This is a genomic window from Candidatus Avelusimicrobium faecicola (assembly GCA_900540405.1).
Taxonomy (GTDB): Bacteria; Elusimicrobiota; Elusimicrobia; order Elusimicrobiales; family Elusimicrobiaceae; genus Avelusimicrobium; species Avelusimicrobium faecicola.
Genome location: UQFW01000022.1, coordinates 1 through 22,134, shown reverse-complemented (window position 1 = coordinate 22,134; position 22,134 = coordinate 1). Strand labels below are relative to the sequence as shown.

The window sequence follows — 22,134 nt, the reverse complement described above, 5'->3', positions numbered from 1 at the left end:
ATAGAACACAACGCCCGCCCGGGGGCCAAATTGGCCGTATCCGGCGGCGGGAAATGTAATTTTACCAATCAAACCGTCACGGCGGCACACTACCAAAGCCAAAGCAAACATTTTTGCAAAAACGCCCTGGCCGCCTATAAAAATACCGATTTTTTATACCTGTTGGAAAGCACCGCTATTCCCTATACCCAAATGCCGAGCGGGCAGTATTTTGCCCAAAATGCGCAAGAAATTGTGGCGTTTTTAGTCCGCCGGGCGCAAGAAGCCTCTAGCCGTATCTGGCTCAACACGCAGGCGTTAAAAGTGGAAAGAACCGCCACCGGGTTTACGGTGCGTACGTCGCGCGGAACGGTGCAGGCGGGGCGGGTGGTATTGGCAAGCGGCGGGCTTTCTTACCCGGCTTTGGGGGCCGGGAATTTCGGCTTCAAAACGGCGCGGGAAATGGGGCTGACTATTGTGGAGCCGCGCCCGGCACTGGTGGGGCTTGTATTGCCCAAAGCCCTGCGCTTGCAAACGGTACATTTGGCGGGCAATTCCCTGCCGGTAGCTGTTAAAGTGGGCAAATTTTCCACCCAAGGCTCCTTATTATTTACGCACGAGGGCATTAGCGGCCCGGCGGTGTTGCAAGCCTCTTTATTTTGGCAGGGGGGGCCGGTGGAAATCAACTTTTTGCCCCAAGTAAACGCCGCGGAATTTTTACGGACACACAAAAATATAAATAAGCCGTTTTCCGCCTTGTTGGCAGATAAAATTTCGCCCAAAATAGCTAAAACTTTATTGGGTGAATTGGACGTATGCGCCGCCAACGCCACGCATGCGCAACTGCTTAACGCCGCAGAACGGTTAAACCGTTTTTCCGTCATTCCCGCGCACACGGCGGGGCTGACCAAGGCGGAAGTGACCGCCGGCGGGGTGGATGTGCGCCAAATCAATCCTTCCACCCTGGAGTGCCGCCAAATCCCGGGGTTGTATATCATCGGGGAATTGTTGGACGTGACCGGCCTGGTGGGCGGATATAATTTACAATGGGCGTGGAGCAGCGGTTTTTGCGCCGCGCAAGCCTTAAAAAACACATTTTAACAAGCGTATAAAAAATGCGTGAATTTGTGACGGTTTATTGCTATAATATTTCTAATAATAAGCCGTGTGTACGGAGCCTATATGGATTTTAAGAAAAAACCTTTTAATTTGTTTACTCTTTGGATAGAAGCCTTCAAATTAGCCAATAGCACCTTTGGCTCACTGGTATTGGGCTGTGTTCTGCTTGCACTGTTTTATCTGGTTGCGTGTGTGGTTTTAGGCTTTTTAGGCAGGCTTTTGTTCGGCCAAGTTTTGATGATGTTGGGCGCTTTTTTAATGGTGCTTTTTATAGTGTATATGACGCGCTGCATTGTCCCGTGTACGGTTGTAAATTTGATAGCCGCCCGCGCCAATAAAGAGGGCACCTCCCTGCCGCAGTGTTTCAGCCGGGCGCTTTTCCCTGCGTTTTATTTTTTGTTGTCTTCTATATTAATTTGGTTAGCTTCTCTGATTACTCTTTGGATATTTAAGCTCACCAATTCCGCCTTGCTTTCCGGCCTGGGGGTGTTGGCGTCGTTTTTCTTTATTACCCTGCCTACTGCTTTTACCGCACAAGCGTTGGCTTTGCGCGGGGAAAACCCCATTTCGGCCATTAAATATAGTGTGGATTTAGTTTTTAACCGTTATTTTACTACGGCTATTATGTTGCTTTCCATTTACATATTGCCTGCGGTGGCCGCTCTGTTGTGCGCGCTGGCCTTGGTAATAGGGATTCCGCTTTTTGGGGCCGAATCTTTTGATATTACCCACCTGACCGTCGGTTGGTATGGGGTGTTTTTAGTAGTGGGCGTGGTGTGGGTTTTTATGCTTTACTGCGCGTTTACCGCCAAAACACTGCTTTTCTTGAATTTGGATTACGGCTACAACCGCGCCAGTTTTGAGTTGGAAGATGCGGCTATTTTGGAACAAGAATCCGTTTCTACGGTGTTGCCCGTCAGCGCGGGGATGCCGGTGCAGGCCCCCACGCAGGATATTATTGCCCCCGATGCCCAAGTGGGCATGTTAAAAGCTACAGTTTCGTCCGACGATAAACACATGCAAAATGCTACCCTTCAGCATTTGGACCAGGTGTATGCGCCGGATAATGCCAAAGTGCAACAATACATGCACCAGGAAGAAGACCGTATGCCTACCATTTTGTTTGATGATGATATGGCGGCCGAAATGGCCAAAAATCAGGAAATACTAGAGAAACAAAAAGAACACTCGGCCCATAAACAGCAGGACAACGGCCCGGACAACATTAAACTATCCAAGAGGTAATTGCTATGGAAGAAAACTTAACCGTTCGTGCATTGGTTCATAATACGTTGCAAACTGTTCGCAAAGCGGCGCTTCCGCTCGTGCAGATTATCGGCGGCGGGCAAGCGCTTATTTTGCTTTTATCCGTGGTATGCCTGGGGGCCACGCCGTTCGGGCAGAATATGCAGGACCACCCTATCGGATATACAATATGGTCTTTGTGTTCGGCGTTTATCGGCATAATCATTATGACGGCCTCTTTAATCACCATGGAAACCGCCCGCGAAGGCAACCTGCTTACCTGGAAAGAAGCCCTCAAAGCCGCGTGGCATAAAGTATGGGCCGTTTTGGGCGCAACTATTTACGTCACTCTTTTGGTATGGGCGGCGGCGGTGCTGTTGGCAATCGTGCTGACCTTAATTGGGGTGGGGATTTATTTTATTTCTTCCACCGCTTCCATTGTTTTTGCTATATTAGCCGGTTTAATTATGCTGGTATTGGTAGTAGTGCTGGCGGTATATGTGGCGTTTTCCCTCTATGCGGTGGCGTTGAGCCATACCACGGTGTGGAATGCCCCGGTGTATGTGTACCGTTTATTAAAAGGCCGCACCTGCCACACGCTTTTACTTTGTATTGTAAGCGGTATAGCCATTATGCTGTTGGGCCTGGCAACGGGTATCATACAGGTATTACTGACCCCGCTTTATTTAATATCCCTTTGGTTGGGGATGGTAGTGATGTGGTTGTTTTCCCTACCTATTGCCGTACTAAACGGCATGATAGGCTTAGGCAGTGCCTCTGAGATTTACCACGCACTGACAGAAACTACCCAAAACCGTTAATTTGTTAGAGGGCGCAGTTATTTGCTCCCTCTTTTTTTATATTCAAAAAAGGAGTCTTTTGTTTTATGCACACCATGCTTATATTGCTCAACTTACTGGGTGGCCTGGCCATTTTCCTAACCGGTATGAAAATGATGAGCGACGGCTTGCAAAAAGTATCCGGCGAGCGTATGCGCCAACTTTTAGGCATAGCTACCACCAACCGCTTTGCGGCTACCGCGTGCGGTATGTTAGTGACGTCGCTGATTCAATCCTCCAGTGCCACCACGGTCATGGTGGTGGGGTTTGCCAGCGCGGGGCTACTGAACCTGTACCAGTCTTTAGGCGTTATTTTCGGGGCCAATATCGGTACCACCATGACGGCCTGGATTGTCAGCTTGTTCGGGTTCAAAATTCAAATTTCCCTGTTTGCTTTGCCGGTTATTGCGGTGGGGTTCTTTGTGCAGTTTATCCCGCGCCCGCCTATGCTGCGCCGCATGGGGGAAGCCCTGGTGGGCTTTGGGCTTTTGTTCTTGGGCTTGGACTTAATGAAAAACACCATTCCGGCCGATTTTGCCCAAAACCCGCAAGTAGTGGCCTGGATTGCCAAATTCCGCCCGGACAACCTGTTTAATTTAGTCACGCTCATTTTCAGCGGTACCATTTTAACCGTTATTTTGCAATCGTCCAGCGCCGTAATGGCTATGACGCTTACCTGCGCCGCCGCCGGGATTATTGACTTTCCCACCTCGTGCGCTTTGGTACTGGGGGAAAATATCGGCACGACCATTACCGCCAACTTGGCGGCTATCGGTGCGAACAACACGGCCCGCCGCGCCGCCGTGGGGCACTTTTTATTCAACGCGATTGGCGTGTTGTGGGTCACGCTGATTTTTAAGCATTTTATCCATTTTGTAGATTGGTTAGTGCCCGGAAACCCCTATGTAAAAGACCCCACCAATTTGACGGCGGTGTTGCCGTATCACATATCTGCCTTCCACACGGTGTTTAACGTCTTAAATACACTGCTGATGTTGCCGCTGTTAAAGCAACTGGCTAAACTAACCTTGCTGATTATCCCCAAAAACAAACGGGAAGACAACAAATCCACGGAGCTTATTTTCTTATCCACCCGCTTTGCCAACACGCCGGAACTGGCGTTGGTAGCCGTACGCAACGAAGTGGAACGCATGATGAGCTTTGTGACTAAAATGACCGATAAGGTTATGCACGCCGTAAAAATTGATGACGACAAAATGTTCTCCCGGCTGATTGAAGACGCCAAAGAGGCCGAAAAAACGACCGACATTTTGGAACACAAAATCAACATTTATTTAACCCAGCTGACCCACGGCAACCTGTCGCGCGATTCCGTTATGCACACCATGTCTTTATTTGATGTGATTAATAACATTGAACGCATGGGCGACTGCGGGGAAAAAATTGCGCGTATTTTGGAAAAATTCCATGGTAAAAATGCGTTTTCGCAAGCGGATGTGGATAATATAGAAGAAATTGCCAAATTGACGAAAGAAATTACCCGCGCCACCCGCAAAGCCATTGTGTTTGTACAGCACCCCACGGCGGAATCCCAAAAAGAAACCAGCGAAATGTTAATTCTGGCCGCCCAGCGGGAAGAAAAACTCAATGCGTTAAGAAAGCAACTGCTCAAAGACCGCAGCACCCGCTATTACGAAGGGGAAGAAGCCAGCCCGGACTTTATTACGGCTTATGCGGATATTTTGAATAACTTTGAACGCATGGGCGATTACGCCTTGCGCGTGACGGAAAACATTTTAGGGGCCCGCGCGCCGGAACATTCCAGCAAGTTGGCCGCCGCCCAAGGGAGCAAATAATATGGCAACTGCAAATCCGCAAGAAACGGCCGGATATATCCGCACGTTTTTTTCTATGGGGTGGGCGGTGTTGCGCGGGAAATACAAATTCCCGTGGATTAGCGTTTTAAGCACGCTGGCGTGTTTGGTATATGTAGTCAGCCCGGTGGACCTGTTGCCGGATGTCCTGCCGCTACTGGGCATAGCCGATGACGGCGCATTTATTGTACTGGTGCTTGCCTTGTGGAAGAAAGATTTAAGCGCCTACCGTAATGCGGTGGCCCAGCCAAAACCGGATGAAACGGTGGTGGATGTGGAGGCCACCCGCGTGGAGCGTGACGAAAAGTAAGCCGCTTTTTATATACCCGCCCTAAAAATTAACCCCTTTTAGGGCGGCCTTTTTATGCCCCCAAATTGATATAATTAAAATATGAAAAAACTACTCAAATGGATTTTTATTTGCGGGGTACTTGGTGTTGCCCTGCTGGGGGCCGGATTAATTACCTTAAAAGTAATGTATCCGCCCCAAAAGCTCAAGGCCATGGCCGTCAGCTATGCCAAAGATAATTTCCACCGGGAAATTGCCTTTGACAAGGTTTCTTTTAACTTAATCGGGGTCACGTTGACCGATTTTGCCCTTTCGGAAGCGGAAACATTCGCCCAAGGAACCTTTATAAAAGCGGATAAACTGCAAGTAAAAGTGGCACTCCTGCCGCTACTGCAAAAAAAGGTGGAAATCCGCACCGTTTCTTTAGACGGCCTTGCCGTTAATGTAATCAAACAAAAAGACGGCTCTTTTAATTTTGATTCGCTCCTGGCGGCCCCAACGGCCCAACAAGACGCTCCGGCGGACGACTCCGCCAGCGCGGATGAAGCGTTGGGTTTGGATTTAACTGCCGGGCAAATTAACATTAACAACTGTGCGTTTTCCTATAAAGATTTGCAAACGGGCATGTCCGCCGCGGTAAACAAACTGAACTTAAAAATACGGGATTTTGACCTTAAAAAAATATTCTCGTTAAAAATCCAATTCACTACGGCTTATCAGGAGGGGGATTTATCTGCCTCGGTGCCGGTCACGGTGGATACGGCGGTCAATCTGGCCAATTTGGATTTGCCGCAAGCCTATGTAAACATCAAAGCCATTACCGCCCAATACAAAAATATGCGCTTTTTGCTCAAAGGGCAAGTTAAAAACTTTGCCGCGCCGGAAGTGGATTTGACGGGTACTTTATCCGGCCTGAACCAACGAACGTTTGCGGATTTTCTGCCCGATTTGCCGGAATTTTCCTTGCCGGAAATTACGGTAAAAGTAAACGCGGCGGCCGATTTGGATAAAAGCACGGCGGACATCCGCCAACTCAAACTGGCGGTGTTAAACTCCGGCTTTACGGCCTCCGGCACGGCGGGCTGGGGCGCGGCTAACCCGGTGTATCAGGTAAAAGGCAATTTGGCCTTGCACTTGGGGGAAATCGTGCAAATGACGTCTTCCGTGGCGGATTTTAAGCCGGAAGGGGAAATTACCGGCTCGTTCACCGCTACGGATAAAAAAGACGGCAAAGATGTTTCCGGCTCCGTGGTGCTTAAAAATGTAAGCGCGCTGTATGATGTATTTACGCTCAAAACCTTAAACGGTGCAATTAAAATAACCTCGCTGGATGATATTTCCTGCCCTGTTTTGACCGGGCTTTTTAACGGGGAAAAGTTTACGTCGTCTTTCTCGTACAAAAACATCAAAGACGTGCTGAATTTAGGGTTGAATTTGGACCTTTCCAAACTGACCTTGGACAAATTCCCGGCGGCGGATGAAGAACAAGCCGGCGAGCAACCTTCCGCCCAAACGCAGGCCGCACCCGCCGCGCAAGACGGCTCCCAAATGCTGATGAACATTAAAGCCAACGTAAAAATAGGGGCCATTAAAGTACCGTATTTTACCGCAGAGGGCTTTAACATAAATGCGGATTTAACCCGCGTCAGCGCCGCGATGGATAAAGCCAACGGACAGGTGGATTTTACCTTGAAACCGGGCGCCATTACGGATTTGGACTCCTTGGTAAAAGACACTAAAATCGTTAAAATTTTACTCTTGCCCATTACCCTGGTAAACAAGGTGGGCAAAGCGCTGAATGTGGAAATTTTCCCGGCCGAAAACTCCGCCAAAAAAGGGCAAATTACCTTTTCCTCGGCAGAGGGGAAATACACCTTTGTAAACGGGGTTATGAATGTGGATAAAACCAGTTTGGTATCCAAATTAACCAATGTAAACGGAAGCGGAACGGTAGACTTCCCGAAAAATGATATTAATATGAAAGTTTCCGCCACCGTGCTGACCAGCCAAACGCCGATTATAATGAAAATTACCGGCACGCTGGATAACCCCAAGGGCAAACTGGATGTGTTAAATACGGTGGGCTCGCTGGTGGGGGGAATCCTCAACTATAAAACGCCGGGCAAAGTGGTTAGCGGTACGGCTTCCACCGCCGGGAACGTAGCCACCGGCGCCGTAAAAACCACCGGCAAAGTGGCCCAAAACGGGGTGGATACCGTAAAAAGCACCTTAAAAGGCATTGGCGGGTTATTCAAAAAATCCAAAAATGCAGGTGCAAAATCAACCCCTGCCAAATAGTTGTTTTTCAAACCAAATAACCGGGAGCCCCTGCGGGGGCTCCTGTTTTTTCGGCCCAAAATGCGCTTTTTAATGCACGCGCTCCCGTTAATATAATATAATGGAAATATGGGAAAATTTTTACTCCTGCTAACTAATTTAGCTTTTCCATTTGCGGCACTGGGAGTGTTGTTCGGCTTTTTGTTTTCGCCCCGCCGCCGCGTACTCAAACACCTTACCCGGGAACTCAAAGAGCGTTTCGCTTTGGAAGCTCCCGCTTGTCTGCCCCAAAATGCCATTTGGCTCCACTGCGCAAGCGTGGGGGAAGTCAACTCCGTTAAAGGGCTGATTAAGCGCCTGAAAGAATTTTATAAAAAACCTATTTTAGTCACTACTTCTACGGCCGCCGGGCAAGCCACCGCCGCCAAAAATGCGGATATTGATGCCGCCCTGCTCGCTCCGCTTGATTTTTACCCGCTTACGCGCGCTTTTATCCGCAAGGCTCACCCGTACCGCTTGTTTGTGGTGGAGCGGGAAATTTGGCCCAATATGTTGGAAGCCGCCCGCCAAAACGGCGTGCCGTTTGCGCTTGTTAATGCGCGCATTTCCGAAAAAAGCACCCGCGCGTACAAGTTGGTGCGTCCCTTGTTTACCCGCTTATTAGGTCAGGCCGCCTTTGCCGCTTTGCAAACGCCGGAAGATGCCCGCCGCTATGCCGGTTTGGGGGTGGAAAACGCCAAAATTACCGTCTGCGGGAATGTAAAGTATGATACGCTAAGCGACACGCCTTCCCGCGTGGACGAAGTCAAAAAATTGGTGGCCGAATTAGGGTGGGAAAACAGCCCTGTTTTGGTATGCGGCAGTACGCACCCGCTGGAAGAAGAAATTTTACTGGCGGCGGCCCCGCAACTTATCAAACAAGGGCTCAAAATTATTTTTGCCCCGCGCCATTTGGAGCGCCGCCAGGAAATTGAGCAAAACCTGAAAAACAGCCGTCTGAATTACGCTATGATGAGCCAAAAAGCGGTTCCGTGCGATATTTTATGCGCGGACGTAATGGGCTTTTTACAATCTTTATACACTTGTGCCGCGCTTACTTTTGTGGGCGGCTCTATTGCCCCGCGCGGGGCGCATAACTTGCTGGAGCCGGCTATTTTGGGTAAAGCGGTGCTATTTGGGCAGAGCTTTTTTAACACGCCCGATACGGCCCGCGCCCTGTTGACCCAAGGGGGGGGAACGCTGGTCAACCCGACCAATTTTAAGAGTACCGTGTTAAGGCTGCTGGAGGACGAACCTCTGCGCCGCGACATGAGCGCCAAAGCCCGTAAAACCGCGTTAAGTTTTAAGGGTGCGACGGATAAAATTATGAAAGTGGTGGAAAATTATGAACGACAATCAGCCTAATATTTTAGTAGTCCGGTTATCTTCACTGGGGGATATTGTGCTTTCTTCCCCGGTGTATAAAAACCTGAAAAACAAATGGCCCAACAGCCGCATTACCTTGCTCGTCAAACCGCAGTTTGCGCAAGTGCTGGCCGGCCACCCGGATATTGACCATATTATGGTGGCTAAAAAAAGCCTGTGGGGCAACATCCAGCAAATCCGCGCGGGGCATTTTACGCACTTTTTGGATTTGCACGCCACCTTAAAAACTATTTTAATGGGCTTTTTCAGCCATATTCCCAACCGGGTCCGCTACGATAAAAACCCCGTAGCCCGGCGCTTGTATGTAAAATTCCGCAAAACGTCCCCGGTGTTGGAAAAACACACGCTGGAGCGCTATTTGTCCGCCCTTAAAACGTGGGACGTGCCCATAAAATACACCCAGCCGGAACTGGGCGATTGGGCCTATAAAAAAGCCTCTATGGACGGCAAAAAAATCGGTAAAATCGGTATTTTCCAAACGTCGTTTATTGGGGATAGCGTACTGACCACGCCGCTTATCCAAAAAACGGCGCGCCTGTTCCCGGATAGCAAAATTGTGGTTATCACCCGTCCGCAAACGCAGGATATTTTCCGCCCCATGAAAGAGGTTTCCCAAATCATCTTAAACGAAAAAACGGGTTGGAACAAAATTGTAGGCGTTTGGAAAACCGCCAAAGCCATTAAAGAGGCCCATATTGATATTTTACTGGTACCGCACCGCAGTTTCAGAAGCGCGCTGATTGCGTGGCTTTCCCGCGTGCCGATACGCATTGGCTTTACTTCCAGCGAAGGGTGGTTTTTCTACACCAAAACGGTGCCGTTTTCCTGGATGATTCACGACGCGGAGCGCAACCTTTCTTTGTTGCAGGGGATTGCCAAAGAAGAATTTAAGGCCGAAAAATTAAGCCTGCGTTATGCGCCGTCGGCGGAAGAAAATGTAGCCCGCCTGATGAAAGATTTTAATTTGGAAGGCAAAACCTTGGTCGGCTTGCACCCGGGTTCCGCCTGGCCCACCAAATGCTGGCCCAAAGAATACTTTGTGGAGCTGATTAGCCGCCTGGAAACGGAATTACACGTTCAAACGGTTATTGTGGGCGGCGGCAAAAAAGATGCGGACTTGGGCGAAAAAATCTGCCAATTATCGCAAGGCCACTGCGCCAACTTGTGCGGTAAAACCAGCCTGGCGGATTTAATGGCGCTTATGCCGCATTTCAAACTGTTTATCACCAACGATTCCGGCCCCATGCACATTGCCACCGCGTTTAATGTGCCCACGCTGGCTATTTTCGGCCCCACCACCAAAGAATTGGGGTTCTTCCCGTATGGGCACGGACACCGCGTATTAGAGGTAAAAAGCCTGGAATGTCGCCCTTGCGCCCTGCACGGGGGCAGAAAGTGTCCGTTGGGGCATTTTAAGTGTATGCGGGAAATCCTGCCGCAGACCGCTTTTCAAAACGCCAAAGAAATGCTGGTTGAAAACGGCGTGATTAAAGCGTAAATCTATTCAGCTATTAGGCAAAAAAGAGGGCTCCTTGCGGAGTCCTCTTTTTTATGGGTAAAACCCGTTAAAATTCTACCGGGGTTTCATTAAAGGCATCATTTAATAGGGCAAACAGCCGTTTGATTTCCTTTATTTTATTGTATGGCAGGCGGATGCCTTTTTTGGTCCAACCGGTATAAGTGCTGTCTTCCTGCCATTGGCGCAAATCCAGCCCCTTGGCCCCCATAAAGGTACTTACCCGGGCCACGACGGACATCCCCGGCCGCTTGGCAAATTTGCCCAAATCTTTATCCGGGCATTGCTTTTCATCGTCCGGCAAGGCGGCAATAATCGGCGCCAGCGCCTGCACAATTTCCGGCGTCATGGTAATCCCCACGCGGGTGGCGCCCATAAAACCGTCCGTTTGCAGGTATTTGCGGATAGACGCATAGCGGTAATTGCGGTACGCATCAATGGTAAATTTTACCTCCGCGCCGTCTTCCAGCGGCAAACTGCCGATGTTGTTTAGTACCATAAAACTGCTTTCGCTCATAAAAACCCCCAATAAAGCCCGCACAACGGGCTAAAATATGATATGATAAACATTAGTTATATTCTATTGATTGTTTATCCTAAAAGCAAGCAGTTTTTGTATAATGAATTAGGGTTCAGCATAAACTTTTATTTTTAAGGACGGCTATGAGTACGAACGAAGTGAAGGACACCAAAGGCGCAAAAGAATCGTTAATCGGTCAGGAAATTTCCGGCTGCGAAATCTTGCAAAAAACAGCCGAAGGCGGCATGGGTGCCGTTTATCGGGCTCGGCACAAAGCCTTAAACCGCATTGTATGTGTTAAAATTTTAAGCCCCGCTCTAGCCAACGATAAAAAAGCCGTAGACCTCTTTTTAAGCGAAGCCCGCGCCGTGGCCGAGCTGGACCACCCCAACATTGTAAACGTCTACAACGTGGGGAAGGAAAGGGGCTATTATTTTATTGTAATGTCCTTTATTGAAGGGCAAACGCTTTCCATGATGTTAAAACGCCAAAAAGTGTTGCCTATCGGCCTGGTTTTGGATTTGTTTGACGGCATTTTGAAAGGGTTGAATATGGCCCATGAAAAGGGCATTATCCACCGGGATATTAAACCTTCCAACATTTTGATTGACAAGGATATGCACCCCAAAATTGTGGACTTTGGTATTGCCAAAAAAGTAGATAAGGAAAAAGGCTCCACCAAAACCACCGAACTGGCCGGTACCGCTTATTTTATTGCGCCGGAACAGGCCCTCGGGCGGGATTTGGATACCCGCGCGGATTTGTATTCTATCGGCGCCAGTATGTATTATGTGCTGACGGGGCAATTCCCGTACAACGGCAAAAACACCATTGATATTATCCAAAAACATATCAACGACCCGGTGCCGAACCCCTCTAAACTGCGTAAAGATTTGCCGCCGTGGCTGAGCCTGGCTATCCAAAAATTAATGAGCAAAGACCCGGCCAAACGCTTCCAAACCGCTAAAGAAACGTATGTGTATTTCCAAAAAATGCGGGCAGAAGACCAACTGCGCTTAAAAAACGGCACGGCCGGCCTAGCCATAGATTTGGGCACCGATACCGCCCTTAAATTATCCCAAGACAGCCCGATAGAAAATACGGACAGTATTAAGCGTAAACGCCAGGAAGAAGCGGCCAAACGCGTCACGCAATCTTCCGGGCGCACCGGCAAGCCGGTGTTGTTGCCCGGTTTGGAAGAAAGCCCGGTAGAAAAACCGAAACCGGTAGCGGCGCCCCAACCGGCTATTTTGCCGCCTCCGCCGCCCCCGCAGGGTTTTGTTCCGCCGGATGACCCCTTTGCGGTGCAACCCAAAGTGGAGGAGCCGAAAGAATTTAAGGAAGCCTTCTCCGTACGCCGTTGGATTGATTTGGCATGGCTGCCGGTGCTGATGGTGTTTTCTTTGGGGATTTCTTATGTGTTTTTCCTGTTCGGTAAAATTTGCTCCGTACACACCAGCCCCACGTTAGGGTTTATCGCTAACTTATTGGCCCCTGTCACCGGCTCGGAAAATGCCCCGCACCAACTGGTGCTTGCCGGGATATGTATGGTGGTATTTCTACTGGTGTTTGCGTCGGCGTCTATACGCGCGTTTTCCCGCAATACCATGGGGCTAATTATTATTGCCGGGGTTTCCTATATGGCCGGGCTTTTTACGCCCCAAGTGCCGTATTGGGATTTAACCGGCATTACCCGCTATATTTTCTCGCCGGAATATAACCTGTGCTATTTGGTGGTGGCGGCCATGTGGGCCATGTCTATCTGCTGGCAAGCCAAACGCACCTGGGTACAGAGCTTTTTGGGTACGGCGCTGATTGCCTTATCCATGGTATTGGTCTATGCGGCTACCGGGCTGGAAATTCCCGCCAACCCGGACGGACTTTTTACCAAATGGTTGCTTTTGGCGGGTCTGGGGTGCGCGTTGGGGGCGGTTGCCTGCTTGTTTTCCAAGCGGGATGGGCAATCCAGCATTATTGCGCCCACCCTGCTACTGCTGGCCGGAATTGCCTGCGTGTGGATTTATAACGTATCCGGCCTGGCCAACCGTATGAATACCACATTAGACGTATTAGCCTCTAAAATTGATGCCGGGATTAAACACTCCAACGGACCGGATGTTTCGCAGGAAGTGATAGGCGGCTATGTGTCTATGTTCCAAAACGATTCTTTGGTCAATCTGGGCTCCACCCGGGAAATTAACAATATGACCCCGGAAGACAAATATAAATACTTAAACCAGCAAATTTCCATTTATAGTAAAGAGGCCGTGCCGGAGCATTACAGGCCGTTAATGATAGAAATGTTATCCGCCTATTATACGTCCGGCGAAAGCAAAATGAATATTTTAGCGTGGGATTATTCTGTCGGCTATCCCATTCAAAATTTTAACAATAACGCGCAAGACAACAACGCTTATTATTTCCTATTGACCATTTTGTATTGGTTTGGCATAATAGGCTGTGCGTGCAACATTGTATTTAGAGAGGAATTATGAGCGCCTTTGATATAGAATTTGCCGCCGTCACCGATATTGGCAAAATCCGGGAAAAAAATGAAGACAGCGTACTTATCTCGTCCGATTTGGGCCTAGGCGTGGTAGCCGACGGTATGGGCGGCCATTCCGCCGGAGAAATTGCCAGCAATATTGCCGTACATGTATTGGAAGAAACCATCCGTAAAGTAAATACGGGCGAATTAAAAATGCCGGAAACCTTTTTGCCCAAATTGGATAATACGGAGCGCAAAATGCTTATGGCCGCCAATTTGGCCAACGCCGCTATTTACACCACGGCGCAAGCATCCGAAATTTACAAAATGATGGGCACCACCTTAACCGGGGTGATGTTTGACGGCGATAACGCCACCGCCGTACATGTGGGGGACTCCCGCATTTACCTGTTTAGGGACGGCAAGCTTGTTCAAGTGACTACGGACCATTCTTTAGCGATGGAACATGTGCGCCGCGGGCTGCTCACCAAGGCGGAAGCCGATAAATCCAAAATCCAAAACGTGCTTACCCGCGCCATGGGTATTAAAAAGAATGTGGAATTTGATTTGTTGCGCTTTCCGGTTAAACTCGGCGACGTAATGGTTTTATGTTCGGACGGCCTGTACAAGGGCATGAACGAAACCCAACTGGCCGAACAACTGGAGCAGGGCAAAAACTTGCCGCTGGTAAAATTGTGCAAACAGTTGGTGCGCGTATCTAACGATAACGACGGACAAGATAACATTTCCGCCGTTATGATTAAAATTTTACCGCCGCAACGGCTTACTTTCAAGCAAAAAGTGCGCCGCTTTTTTGGCTGTTATTAAAAATATTTATTCTGCTTTACCGACGACAACCCCTTTCTTTTTTAGCAATCAAAGAAAGGGGTTGACAATTATATGCAATATATGCTAAATTAGCATTAAGCGAAAGGGAGTGCTAAAAACAATCCCGCCCCGCAAATTAGATTTTTAAGACTTAAAAGGAGTGAGAAATTACTATGAAAGAAGTAAAAATCAAACCTTTGGGTGACCGCATTATCGTCAAACCCATTGAAAGAGAAACCATGAAAGGGGGAATCATCATTCCTGACACCGCCAAAGAAAAACCGATGGAAGGCGAAGTTTTGGCAGTGGGTGCCGGTAAGTTGGACGAGAAAGGGGCTAGAATCCCCATGGATGTAAAACCCGGCGACCGTGTGCTGTACGGCAAATACTCCGGCACGGAAGTAAAACTGGATGACGAAACGTATTTAATTATCCACCAAGACGAAGTTTTGGGTATTTTAGGGTAATTGGGGTAAACAGGAGGAATTTTTAATATGGCAAAACAAATTGTATATGGTGACCAAGCCCGCGCCAAAATGAAAGCAGGCATTGAAAAAGTAGCAAACGCCGTAAAAGTGACGTTAGGGCCCAAGGGCCGCAGTGTAGTGTTGGAAAAAAAGTTCGGCTCTCCGCTTATTATTGATGACGGCGTGACGATTGCCAAAGATATTGAACTGGAAGACAAGTTTGAAAATATGGGCGCCCAGCTCATCCGCGAAGTAGCCTCCAAAACTAACGACGTCGCCGGCGACGGTACCACCACCGCTACCGTATTGGCCAACGCCATGTTGACCGAAGGCATTAAAAACATTACCGCCGGAGCCAACCCCACGTTGGTAAAAAAAGGCATTGAAATGGCCGTAGAAGCCACCAAAAAAGAATTGGAAAAAATGCACAAACCGGTAAAAACCAAAGAAGAAAAAGCCCAAATTGCCACCATTTCTTCCAACGACCGCGAAATTGGTAATATGATTGCCGAAGCCATTGAAAAAGTGGGCGCGGAAGGTGTAATTACCGTAGAAGAAGGCAAAACCGCTACCACCCAACTGGACGTGGTGGAAGGTATGCAGTTTGACCGCGGCTACATTTCCCCGTATTTTGTGACTGATTCCGAACGGATGGAATGTGTGTTGGAAAACCCCTATATCATCATTACCGATAAAAAAGTTTCCAGCATGAACGACTTACTGCCGGTATTGGAAAAAATCGTCCAAAGCGGTAAACAATTCCTGATTATTGCCGAAGATGTGGACGGCGAAGCGTTGGCTACCTTGGTAGTGAACAAATTGCGCGGCACCTTGAAAGGCTGTGCCGTAAAAGCCCCGGGCTTTGGGGACAGACGCAAAGAAATGTTGGAAGATATTGCCATTTTGACCGGCGGTGACGTGCTGAGCGAAGAACGCGGCATTAAACTGGACAAAGCCGAATTGGCTATGCTCGGCCAGGCCGCCCGCGTGGTAATTGATAAAGAAAACACCACCATTGTAAGCGGTAAAGGCAGTAAAGAAGCTATTGCCGCCCGCTCGGAACAAATCCGCAAACAGATTGAAAACTCCAAGAGCGAATACGATAAAGAAAAATTGCAGGAACGCTTGGCGAAACTTTCCGGCGGTGTGGCTGTAATCAGCGTAGGTGCCGCTACGGAAACCGAACTGAAAGCCAAAAAAGCCAAAGTGGAAGACGCCAAAAACGCCACGAAAGCCGGCGTGGAAGAAGGCCTTGTGCCCGGCGGTGGTGTGGCGCTTGCCCGCAGTCAAGCGGCTTTGGACGCTATCAAAACCGATAACGAGGATGTCCGCACGGGTATTAACATTGTCCGCAAAGCGTTGACGGCTCCGTTGAAACAAATTGCCGTAAACGCCGGTTTAGACGGCGCCGTAGTGGTGGATAACGTGCTGAAGATGCAAGGCGCGGCCGACGGTTATAACGCCGACAACAACACCTATTGCGACCTGTTGAAAGCGGGCGTAGTGGACCCGGCCAAAGTGGTCCGCACCGCCTTGGAAAACGCCGCCTCTATCACGGGCACGGTCCTCTTGACCGAAGCCTTGGTAGCGGATGCGCCGGAAAAAGAAGGCGCGGCTCATGCCCCGGCTATGCCCGGCATGGGCGGTATGGGGATGATGTAATTTCCCGCTAACCCAATTCAAAAGCCGGGGTCTTTTTATAAGGCCCCGGCCTCTTTTTATTGGGGCGCGGCTAGAAAATGGTTTTGTTGCGCTTTTCTGCCACGCCGTTTTTCACGCGCGGGGGGAACTGTGGGCCAAAAGGCCCAAAAACGCATGGGTCCTTTTTCCGGGCAGGGATAGAGCCAAACTGCACTGGAAAAAAAGCAAATAGTTGTATAAAATATAATAGAGAAACAAAACAGGAGATTATATGAATAAACTTTTAACCGGTGTTTTGATGTTGTGTGTTTTGACGGGGGTTGCCGCGGCCCAACCGTACAGACCGACGACCCAATCCACGTTTTCCCAATGGTCTGAAAATAATAAAAAAAATAATTCTTATATGGATTGGAAAAAAGGGTTTGATAAAAAAGTAGCCCGCCAAAAAGCCGCGGCCAAAAAAGCGTTTGCCGCTATTCCCTCAAAAACCAAAGCGCATGCTCAAATTATGTGGTGGAATGATTACGAAATGTTGGACGGTACCTCTAAATCCCATAACGAAAGCTACACTTGCAGTGTCCTTTTGATGGATTATCACGAAAAAGACGGCTTGGGTACGGTCAATGTGGCGTTCAAAAACGATTGTTTTAAGAAAATGCAAAAAAACGCCCTGCGCGATTGGTTCACGTTCAGAGTTAATCTCTCCCAGTTTAACACCGCCGGGCAGGAAGAAAGTTTTGCCTACCAATACAGCCATAACGGGGATGAAGCCATCACTAAGAACTTAAATGTATTCAAACACGTTAAAATTGCCGGTACGGATTATTACCAATTCCCTATGCCGGTGCGCACCCCGGCTTTGAAAAACGGTTTTAAGAAGCTCTTTCCTACCGCTAAAAGTTTTATTACGGCAGAAAAAGCCGCGTTGGCCTTAAAACTTATGCCCGGCCCTTCCGGCATTACGGCGGCGGCCCAACTATAAGCCCGGCGGGTGCTTTTTATTATGGTGTCCCAAAAGTGGAGTTCCGCCAGTAATTTTTTGAAAAAATACTTGAAATTTACTATTAAAAGGTTTACAATATCAGTATATTCTTCTAAGGAGGAAATTATGAATAAAATTCTTTTGAGTTCTTTAGTAGTGGCTTTAACGGCCATGCCGGCTTTGGCTGAAACAGCTACTGCGCAAAGCAAAAAGCCCGTGACTAAAGCTGCTATAAATAAAACGCTGTCCCAAAAAACGGCGGCGGTTTCCCGCAGTTTGGCTAACCTGCGCAAAAGCACTTTTAATATCTATGTGAGCGGTAAAATGCTGGATGTAAACTCCGGCAAAACCACCAAACATGCTATATCCACGTTAGCTGTTAGAATTGACAAAAACTGGCTTTTACTGCGCGGCAGTTATGGCTTTGTCACAGACCCTGTTTTTTCTGTTAATGGGGCTAAAGTAAGTGCGGCTGATGTGTTTAGCGTGGGCATGCAAAGTTATACGTTAATTAAATTAGACCCGCAAAACAAAAATTTAGCCTCAACCGTTGGGGGCCTCAACCAAGTAGTCAGCTTGTTTTTCCCGTTGGACGGAAACGTCAATGCGGTGCCCGCTAAAATAACGGCCACCAGAGCGGCTTGCTTTTCAAGAGGATTGGGCAGCATAACGGTCAAAAACAGAGGGGCCATAAAATCTGCCGGGCATGTGGCTAAAGATAAAAAGAGCCTTCTGGCTTATAACTTTGCCTCCCCGGAAGCCTGCAACGGCTTTTTGGTGGGCTCTAGCCAAAAACACGGCGCTACCTCGTTGCTGTTAGGGCAATCTTGGGGGAATAGCAAACAGTCTTTTGAAGCGCTGGACCGTGCGGCTTTTGACGGTATGAAAGCCGTTATTGGGAAAGAAGACCCCGCCGCGTGGAGCCGTATTGTTAAACACGCCATTACGGACCAAAAAGACCTGTAATTTAATGAGTACGCAAATAAATAAAAAGCACCTGCCCCAACCCGGCGGGTGCTTTTCATTTTCCAAGGGTGCGCATACCCGGGGCGGGGAAAAACCATAATCAGTTTCCGTCAAACGGGGGGATAGGTCTAAAGGCCCTGAAAAAAATAGGTCTTTTGTCCTGTTGAAATATAAATGTTATTTTCTATAATATAGATATACATTCATTTTAAGGAGAATATTATGAAAAAATTTGTCACGTTTTGCGCGTTGCTTTTAGCCGTAGCGGTAAACGCAGGAACTAATCCCCCTGTAAAAAAAGCTAAAGTACAAGCTCCCAAACGGCCTGCGTATGATGTTATGCAAAACCGCATAAACAACGCGGTTGAAAAGAAAGTGCGCGTTGTGACGGTGTGGGTAAACGGCGTAAAAGCCAAAGGCGCGCTGATTGGTTTTAATGCGGACAAAACCAAAGCGGATATCATGTTGGACAAAAATGCTTCTTTGGAAGCGGATATGGCCGGCACGGATTCTTTTAAGATAAGAGTGGATTTGGGCACTTTTGTTAAAGGGGCGTATTCCGAAAACAAACAAGCGGGCAAATTCCTCAATGCTTATAACGCAAACGGCCAACACTTGTACGTTTACACCTTTAATGTAAACCCTAAAGGTGATTTTGTAAAATTTGCCGGAAATATGAAACGCATTTCCAATGCGCTGGCCGGCAATTTGTTAAAATAGCCTGTTTTGTACTATCCAACAGCTCCCCGCAAACGCCGGGAGCTGTTTTTTATTTATTCATCTTAAATAAATCCCCAAACTGCTTTATATTTTTATAAAATATAAAAAATTAATTTAGGAGGGGGAAAAATGGCTTCAAACCCTGTATTTAATGCAGAAGCATTTGAACGCGCCCAAAACAGTGCCCGCGCCGTGCAACCCATGACGTTGCAAGGCACTATTAACAAATCTTTTTTCTTGTTATTTATTTGCGTACTCGGCGCGTGGTTCGGGTGGCAAAATCCGTTTTTAATGGATAAAGCCCTGTGGATTATTATGATTGTCGGGGGGTTGCTGGGCCTGTTTATCAGCCTTAAACCGCGCTCCGCACCGTTTTTAGCACCGGTTTATGCGCTTGCGGAAGGGTTATGCTTGGGGGTTGTTTCGTTATTCTTTAATAAAGAATTTCCCGGCATTGTGTTGCAGGCCGTTTCGGTGACGTTAGCCGTATTTTTGGTAATGCTTACGCTATACAAAACCAAAATTATCCGCCCGACCGCCGGGTTTATAATCGGCGTTTTAGGCGCCACCTGCGGCGTTGCCCTGTTTTATTTGGTGTGTCTGGTACTTATGCTGTGTGGCGTAAATATGGATTTTTTGACGGGCTCGTCCCGCCTTGCTATTGGGATTAACCTGGTTATTTGCATCGTAGCGGCGGCCAATTTGGTGCTGGATTTCAACTTTATTGATGAAATGACCAGCAAATATGTGGCCCCCAAATATATGGAGTGGTACGCCGGGTTCGGCCTGCTTGTCACGCTGGTTTGGCTGTATTGGGAAATTTTGAAAGCGCTGGGCAAAAGCCGCCGCCGTTAACTTACGGCCGCTAAATTTTGTAAAATAAATAGGTAAGTAGTAGCGGGTTTGTAAAAACCCGCGGATAAAATTATAAGGAGCCGCAAAAGTATGAATTTTGACAGCATTAAAAAAATTCAGGATATGGACCTGAAAAACAAAAAAGTATTGGTGCGTGTAGATTACAACGTACCGCTCAAAGACGGTAAAGTAGACAACAACAAACGCATTGTTGCTACCGAAAAAACCATTAAATATTTGTTGGAAAACAACTGCCGCATCGTGCTGATTGCCCACTTGGGCCGCCCGAAAGGCAAAGTAGTACCGGAATTTAGCTTGGCTCCCGTGGCCGCCGAAGTGGAAAAACTGTTTGGCGTGCCGGTGCATTTTGCCAAGGATTGCGTAGGCCCGGAAGCTGATAAAGTAGTGGCCGAAACCAAAAACGGCGAAATTGCCTTGTTGGAAAACCTCCGCTATCACCCGGAAGAAGAAAAGAACGATGCCGAATTTGCCAAACAACTGGCTAAACACGGCGAAATTTTTGTGCAGGAAGCCTTTGGTACGGTTCACCGCGCCCACGCTTCCACCAGCGCCATTGCCGACTATTTGCCCGGCTGCGCGGGTTTCTTGGTGCAAAAAGAAGTTGAATTTTTAGGCAAAGCGTTGGAAAACCCGGCCCGTCCGTTTGCCGCTGTGGTTGGCGGGGCGAAAGTGTCCGACAAAATTATGCTCTTAAACAACTTGATGGACAAAGTAAACGTACTCGTCATTGGCGGCGGTATGGCTTACACGTTCTTAAAAGTGCAAGGGCACGAAATCGGCAAATCCCTTTTTGATGCCGAAAAAGAAACCGAAGCCAAAGCCGTTTTGGCCAAAGCGGCCGAAAAAGGCGTTAAAATCTTGTTGCCGGTGGACCACGTTTGCGGTAAAGAATTTGCCGAAACCACCGAACCGGTGGCCGTTGATAACATCAACATTCCGGCCGATTTAATGGGGTTGGATATCGGCCCCAAAACCGTAGCCGCGTTCCGCGAAGCCTTGCTCCAATGCAAAACCATTTTCTGGAACGGGCCTATGGGCGTGTTTGAATTCCCGAATTTTGCCAAAGGCAGCTTTGCCGTTGCCCAAGCCATGATTGACGCTACCAAAGCCGGTGCTACCACCATTATCGGCGGCGGTGACAGCGTAAACGTGCTGAAGAAAGGCAAATTCAACCAGAAAGAACTTTCCCACGTTTCCACCGGCGGCGGCGCCAGCATGGAATTTGTGGAAGGAAAGGAACTTCCTGGACTTGTAGCTTTGGCTAAATAAGTTTACTGACACAAACACCCCGTCGCGTAAGCGGCGGGGTGTTATTTAGTCCAGGAAGGAACTTCCGGGTTTAGTGGCGTTAGCCAAATAAACACGGAAGCCTTTTTGGAAAATAGAATTTATATCCACAAACCGGGCCTGTCGTTTAGGCCCGGTCTATTTTTTACAAAAAGGAGTTGCCGGGTTTAGTGGCGTTAGCCAAATAAACACGGAAAGCTTTTTGGAAAATAGAATTTACTAACACAAACCGGGCCTGTTGTTTGGGCCCGGTCTGTTTTTGCCCGCCATTTATCGTACTTTTATAAAAATGGCGGCCCACAAAGCCGTAAAAAGTGCTATAATAATAGTGTTATTTTTATAGGAGATTTTTTACACTCATGCAAACACTTATTACGATTGTCCATTATATTGCGTGCATTTTGTTGATTTTGTTGGTTTTGCTCCAAAGCGGGAAAGGCTCCGCCGCGGGTATTTTCGGTGCCTCCGGCGCGGATAACATCTTTGCCAGCCCCACTGCTTTTAACTTTATTAATAAACTTACGGCCGCTTTGGCGGTGCTGTTGTTCTGCACCTCTATTGCGCTCACGATGGCCTCTAACAAAAAAGCCACTTCGTCCGTGATGGACCGGGTGCAAATCCCCGCCGCGGCTACGGCTCCGGCCACCCCGGCTACTCCGGCTAAATAACTTTTAAGAGCCCCTTAAACAAGGGGCTTTTTTTAAGGCGTGCCGGCTTGCTTTTGGCGGCGTTATTTGCTAAAATAAAAAGGTAGAGATTGACATTCCCTCGTTGTAAAAGATTTTCGCGCAGGTGGCGGAATTGGTATACGCGTGCGTTTGAGGGGCGCATGCCG

The 22,134-nt window shown here is 48.3% G+C and carries 19 protein-coding genes; 18 read left to right on the top strand and 1 reads right to left on the bottom strand.

Annotation, left to right across the window (positions count from 1 at the left end):
- The 8 genes from ACQY18_RS03330 to waaF all read left to right on the top strand — a co-directional run.
- A partial coding sequence (locus ACQY18_RS03330; protein WP_428038851.1) for an NAD(P)/FAD-dependent oxidoreductase occupies positions 1–1,080 on the top strand: 1,080 nt, incomplete at its 5' end.
- Positions 1,081–1,161: 81 nt separating this feature from the next.
- Positions 1,162–2,343: a hypothetical protein gene (locus ACQY18_RS03325; RefSeq protein ID WP_428038850.1), complete on the top strand. Its 1,182-nt coding sequence runs from the start codon at positions 1,162–1,164 to the stop codon at positions 2,341–2,343.
- Between the two features lie 5 nt (positions 2,344–2,348).
- Complete coding sequence (locus ACQY18_RS03320; RefSeq protein ID WP_428038849.1) at positions 2,349–3,164, top strand: hypothetical protein; 816 nt, start codon at positions 2,349–2,351, stop codon at positions 3,162–3,164.
- A gap of 74 nt (positions 3,165–3,238) precedes the next feature.
- Positions 3,239–4,999, top strand: coding sequence for a Na/Pi cotransporter family protein (locus tag ACQY18_RS03315; protein WP_428038848.1), 1,761 nt, complete (start codon positions 3,239–3,241; stop codon positions 4,997–4,999).
- A gap of 1 nt (position 5,000) precedes the next feature.
- Positions 5,001–5,327, top strand: a complete 327-nt coding sequence (locus tag ACQY18_RS03310; RefSeq protein ID WP_428038847.1) for a DUF1232 domain-containing protein — start codon at positions 5,001–5,003, stop codon at positions 5,325–5,327.
- An 81-nt stretch (positions 5,328–5,408) separates the two neighbouring features.
- Complete coding sequence (locus ACQY18_RS03305) at positions 5,409–7,604, top strand: AsmA family protein (protein WP_428038846.1); 2,196 nt, start codon at positions 5,409–5,411, stop codon at positions 7,602–7,604.
- A gap of 108 nt (positions 7,605–7,712) precedes the next feature.
- On the top strand, positions 7,713–8,987 hold the full coding sequence (locus ACQY18_RS03300) for a 3-deoxy-D-manno-octulosonic acid transferase (protein ID WP_428038845.1): 1,275 nt from the start codon (positions 7,713–7,715) through the stop codon (positions 8,985–8,987).
- Entirely contained in the window at positions 8,968–10,506 is a 1,539-nt protein-coding gene (gene waaF, locus ACQY18_RS03295; protein WP_176777775.1) for a lipopolysaccharide heptosyltransferase II, read from the top strand. Before ACQY18_RS03300 ends, waaF begins: the two co-directional genes overlap by 20 nt.
- Before the next feature lie 67 nt (positions 10,507–10,573).
- Here the strand turns inward: waaF and ACQY18_RS03290 are convergent, their stop codons facing one another.
- The gene (locus tag ACQY18_RS03290; protein WP_176777774.1) at positions 10,574–11,041 is read right to left on the bottom strand and encodes a PC4/YdbC family ssDNA-binding protein; all 468 of its coding nucleotides are present in this window, start codon (positions 11,039–11,041) and stop codon (positions 10,574–10,576) included.
- Between the two features lie 146 nt (positions 11,042–11,187).
- Here ACQY18_RS03290 and ACQY18_RS03285 point away from each other — a divergent pair, with 146 nt between their 5' ends.
- The 10 genes from ACQY18_RS03285 to secG all read left to right on the top strand — a co-directional run bounded on the left by ACQY18_RS03285 (position 11,188) and on the right by secG (position 21,967).
- Positions 11,188–13,539 carry a serine/threonine protein kinase gene (locus ACQY18_RS03285; RefSeq protein ID WP_428038844.1) on the top strand — a complete coding sequence of 784 codons (2,352 nt, stop codon included), beginning with the start codon at positions 11,188–11,190 and terminating at the stop codon, positions 13,537–13,539.
- The gene (locus ACQY18_RS03280) at positions 13,536–14,360 is read left to right on the top strand and encodes a protein phosphatase 2C domain-containing protein (protein ID WP_176777772.1); all 825 of its coding nucleotides are present in this window, start codon (positions 13,536–13,538) and stop codon (positions 14,358–14,360) included. Before ACQY18_RS03285 ends, ACQY18_RS03280 begins: the two co-directional genes overlap by 4 nt.
- 173 nt (positions 14,361–14,533) lie before the next feature.
- Positions 14,534–14,827 (top strand): co-chaperone GroES, encoded by a 294-nt coding sequence (locus ACQY18_RS03275; protein ID WP_428038843.1) that lies wholly within the window; start codon positions 14,534–14,536, stop codon positions 14,825–14,827.
- Between the two features lie 27 nt (positions 14,828–14,854).
- Entirely contained in the window at positions 14,855–16,489 is a 1,635-nt protein-coding gene (gene groL, locus ACQY18_RS03270; protein WP_428038842.1) for a chaperonin GroEL, read from the top strand.
- 250 nt (positions 16,490–16,739) lie between these two features.
- The gene (locus ACQY18_RS03265) at positions 16,740–17,450 is read left to right on the top strand and encodes a hypothetical protein (RefSeq protein WP_428038841.1); all 711 of its coding nucleotides are present in this window, start codon (positions 16,740–16,742) and stop codon (positions 17,448–17,450) included.
- Positions 17,451–17,576: 126 nt separating this feature from the next.
- Entirely contained in the window at positions 17,577–18,416 is an 840-nt protein-coding gene (locus ACQY18_RS03260; protein WP_428038840.1) for a hypothetical protein, read from the top strand.
- 222 nt (positions 18,417–18,638) lie between these two features.
- Positions 18,639–19,136: a hypothetical protein gene (locus ACQY18_RS03255; RefSeq protein ID WP_428038839.1), complete on the top strand. Its 498-nt coding sequence runs from the start codon at positions 18,639–18,641 to the stop codon at positions 19,134–19,136.
- 129 nt (positions 19,137–19,265) lie between these two features.
- Positions 19,266–19,991, top strand: coding sequence for a Bax inhibitor-1/YccA family protein (locus ACQY18_RS03250; RefSeq protein WP_428038838.1), 726 nt, complete (start codon positions 19,266–19,268; stop codon positions 19,989–19,991).
- Positions 19,992–20,081: 90 nt separating this feature from the next.
- Positions 20,082–21,281, top strand: coding sequence for a phosphoglycerate kinase (locus ACQY18_RS03245; RefSeq protein WP_176777766.1), 1,200 nt, complete (start codon positions 20,082–20,084; stop codon positions 21,279–21,281).
- A 377-nt stretch (positions 21,282–21,658) separates the two neighbouring features.
- A complete protein-coding gene (secG, locus tag ACQY18_RS03240; protein WP_176777765.1) occupies positions 21,659–21,967 on the top strand; it encodes a preprotein translocase subunit SecG in 309 nt (102 codons plus the stop codon).
- The last annotated feature ends 167 nt before the right edge of the window (positions 21,968–22,134 follow it).

Bases quoted from the DNA above. Each gene is read 5' to 3' on its own strand.
- ACQY18_RS03325 (WP_428038850.1), top strand. From the start codon at position 1,162: ATGGATTTTAAGAAAAAACCTTTTAATTTGTTTACTCTTTGGATAGAA.
- ACQY18_RS03320 (WP_428038849.1), top strand. From the start codon at position 2,349: ATGGAAGAAAACTTAACCGTTCGTGCATTGGTTCATAATACGTTGCAA.
- ACQY18_RS03315 (WP_428038848.1), top strand. From the start codon at position 3,239: ATGCTTATATTGCTCAACTTACTGGGTGGCCTGGCCATTTTCCTAACC.
- ACQY18_RS03310 (WP_428038847.1), top strand. From the start codon at position 5,001: ATGGCAACTGCAAATCCGCAAGAAACGGCCGGATATATCCGCACGTTT.
- ACQY18_RS03305 (WP_428038846.1), top strand. From the start codon at position 5,409: ATGAAAAAACTACTCAAATGGATTTTTATTTGCGGGGTACTTGGTGTT.
- ACQY18_RS03300 (WP_428038845.1), top strand. From the start codon at position 7,713: ATGGGAAAATTTTTACTCCTGCTAACTAATTTAGCTTTTCCATTTGCG.
- waaF (WP_176777775.1), top strand. From the start codon at position 8,968: ATGAACGACAATCAGCCTAATATTTTAGTAGTCCGGTTATCTTCACTG.
- ACQY18_RS03290 (WP_176777774.1), bottom strand. From the start codon at position 11,041: ATGAGCGAAAGCAGTTTTATGGTACTAAACAACATCGGCAGTTTGCCG.
- ACQY18_RS03285 (WP_428038844.1), top strand. From the start codon at position 11,188: ATGAGTACGAACGAAGTGAAGGACACCAAAGGCGCAAAAGAATCGTTA.
- ACQY18_RS03280 (WP_176777772.1), top strand. From the start codon at position 13,536: ATGAGCGCCTTTGATATAGAATTTGCCGCCGTCACCGATATTGGCAAA.
- ACQY18_RS03275 (WP_428038843.1), top strand. From the start codon at position 14,534: ATGAAAGAAGTAAAAATCAAACCTTTGGGTGACCGCATTATCGTCAAA.
- groL (WP_428038842.1), top strand. From the start codon at position 14,855: ATGGCAAAACAAATTGTATATGGTGACCAAGCCCGCGCCAAAATGAAA.
- ACQY18_RS03265 (WP_428038841.1), top strand. From the start codon at position 16,740: ATGAATAAACTTTTAACCGGTGTTTTGATGTTGTGTGTTTTGACGGGG.
- ACQY18_RS03260 (WP_428038840.1), top strand. From the start codon at position 17,577: ATGAATAAAATTCTTTTGAGTTCTTTAGTAGTGGCTTTAACGGCCATG.
- ACQY18_RS03255 (WP_428038839.1), top strand. From the start codon at position 18,639: ATGAAAAAATTTGTCACGTTTTGCGCGTTGCTTTTAGCCGTAGCGGTA.
- ACQY18_RS03250 (WP_428038838.1), top strand. From the start codon at position 19,266: ATGGCTTCAAACCCTGTATTTAATGCAGAAGCATTTGAACGCGCCCAA.
- ACQY18_RS03245 (WP_176777766.1), top strand. From the start codon at position 20,082: ATGAATTTTGACAGCATTAAAAAAATTCAGGATATGGACCTGAAAAAC.
- secG (WP_176777765.1), top strand. From the start codon at position 21,659: ATGCAAACACTTATTACGATTGTCCATTATATTGCGTGCATTTTGTTG.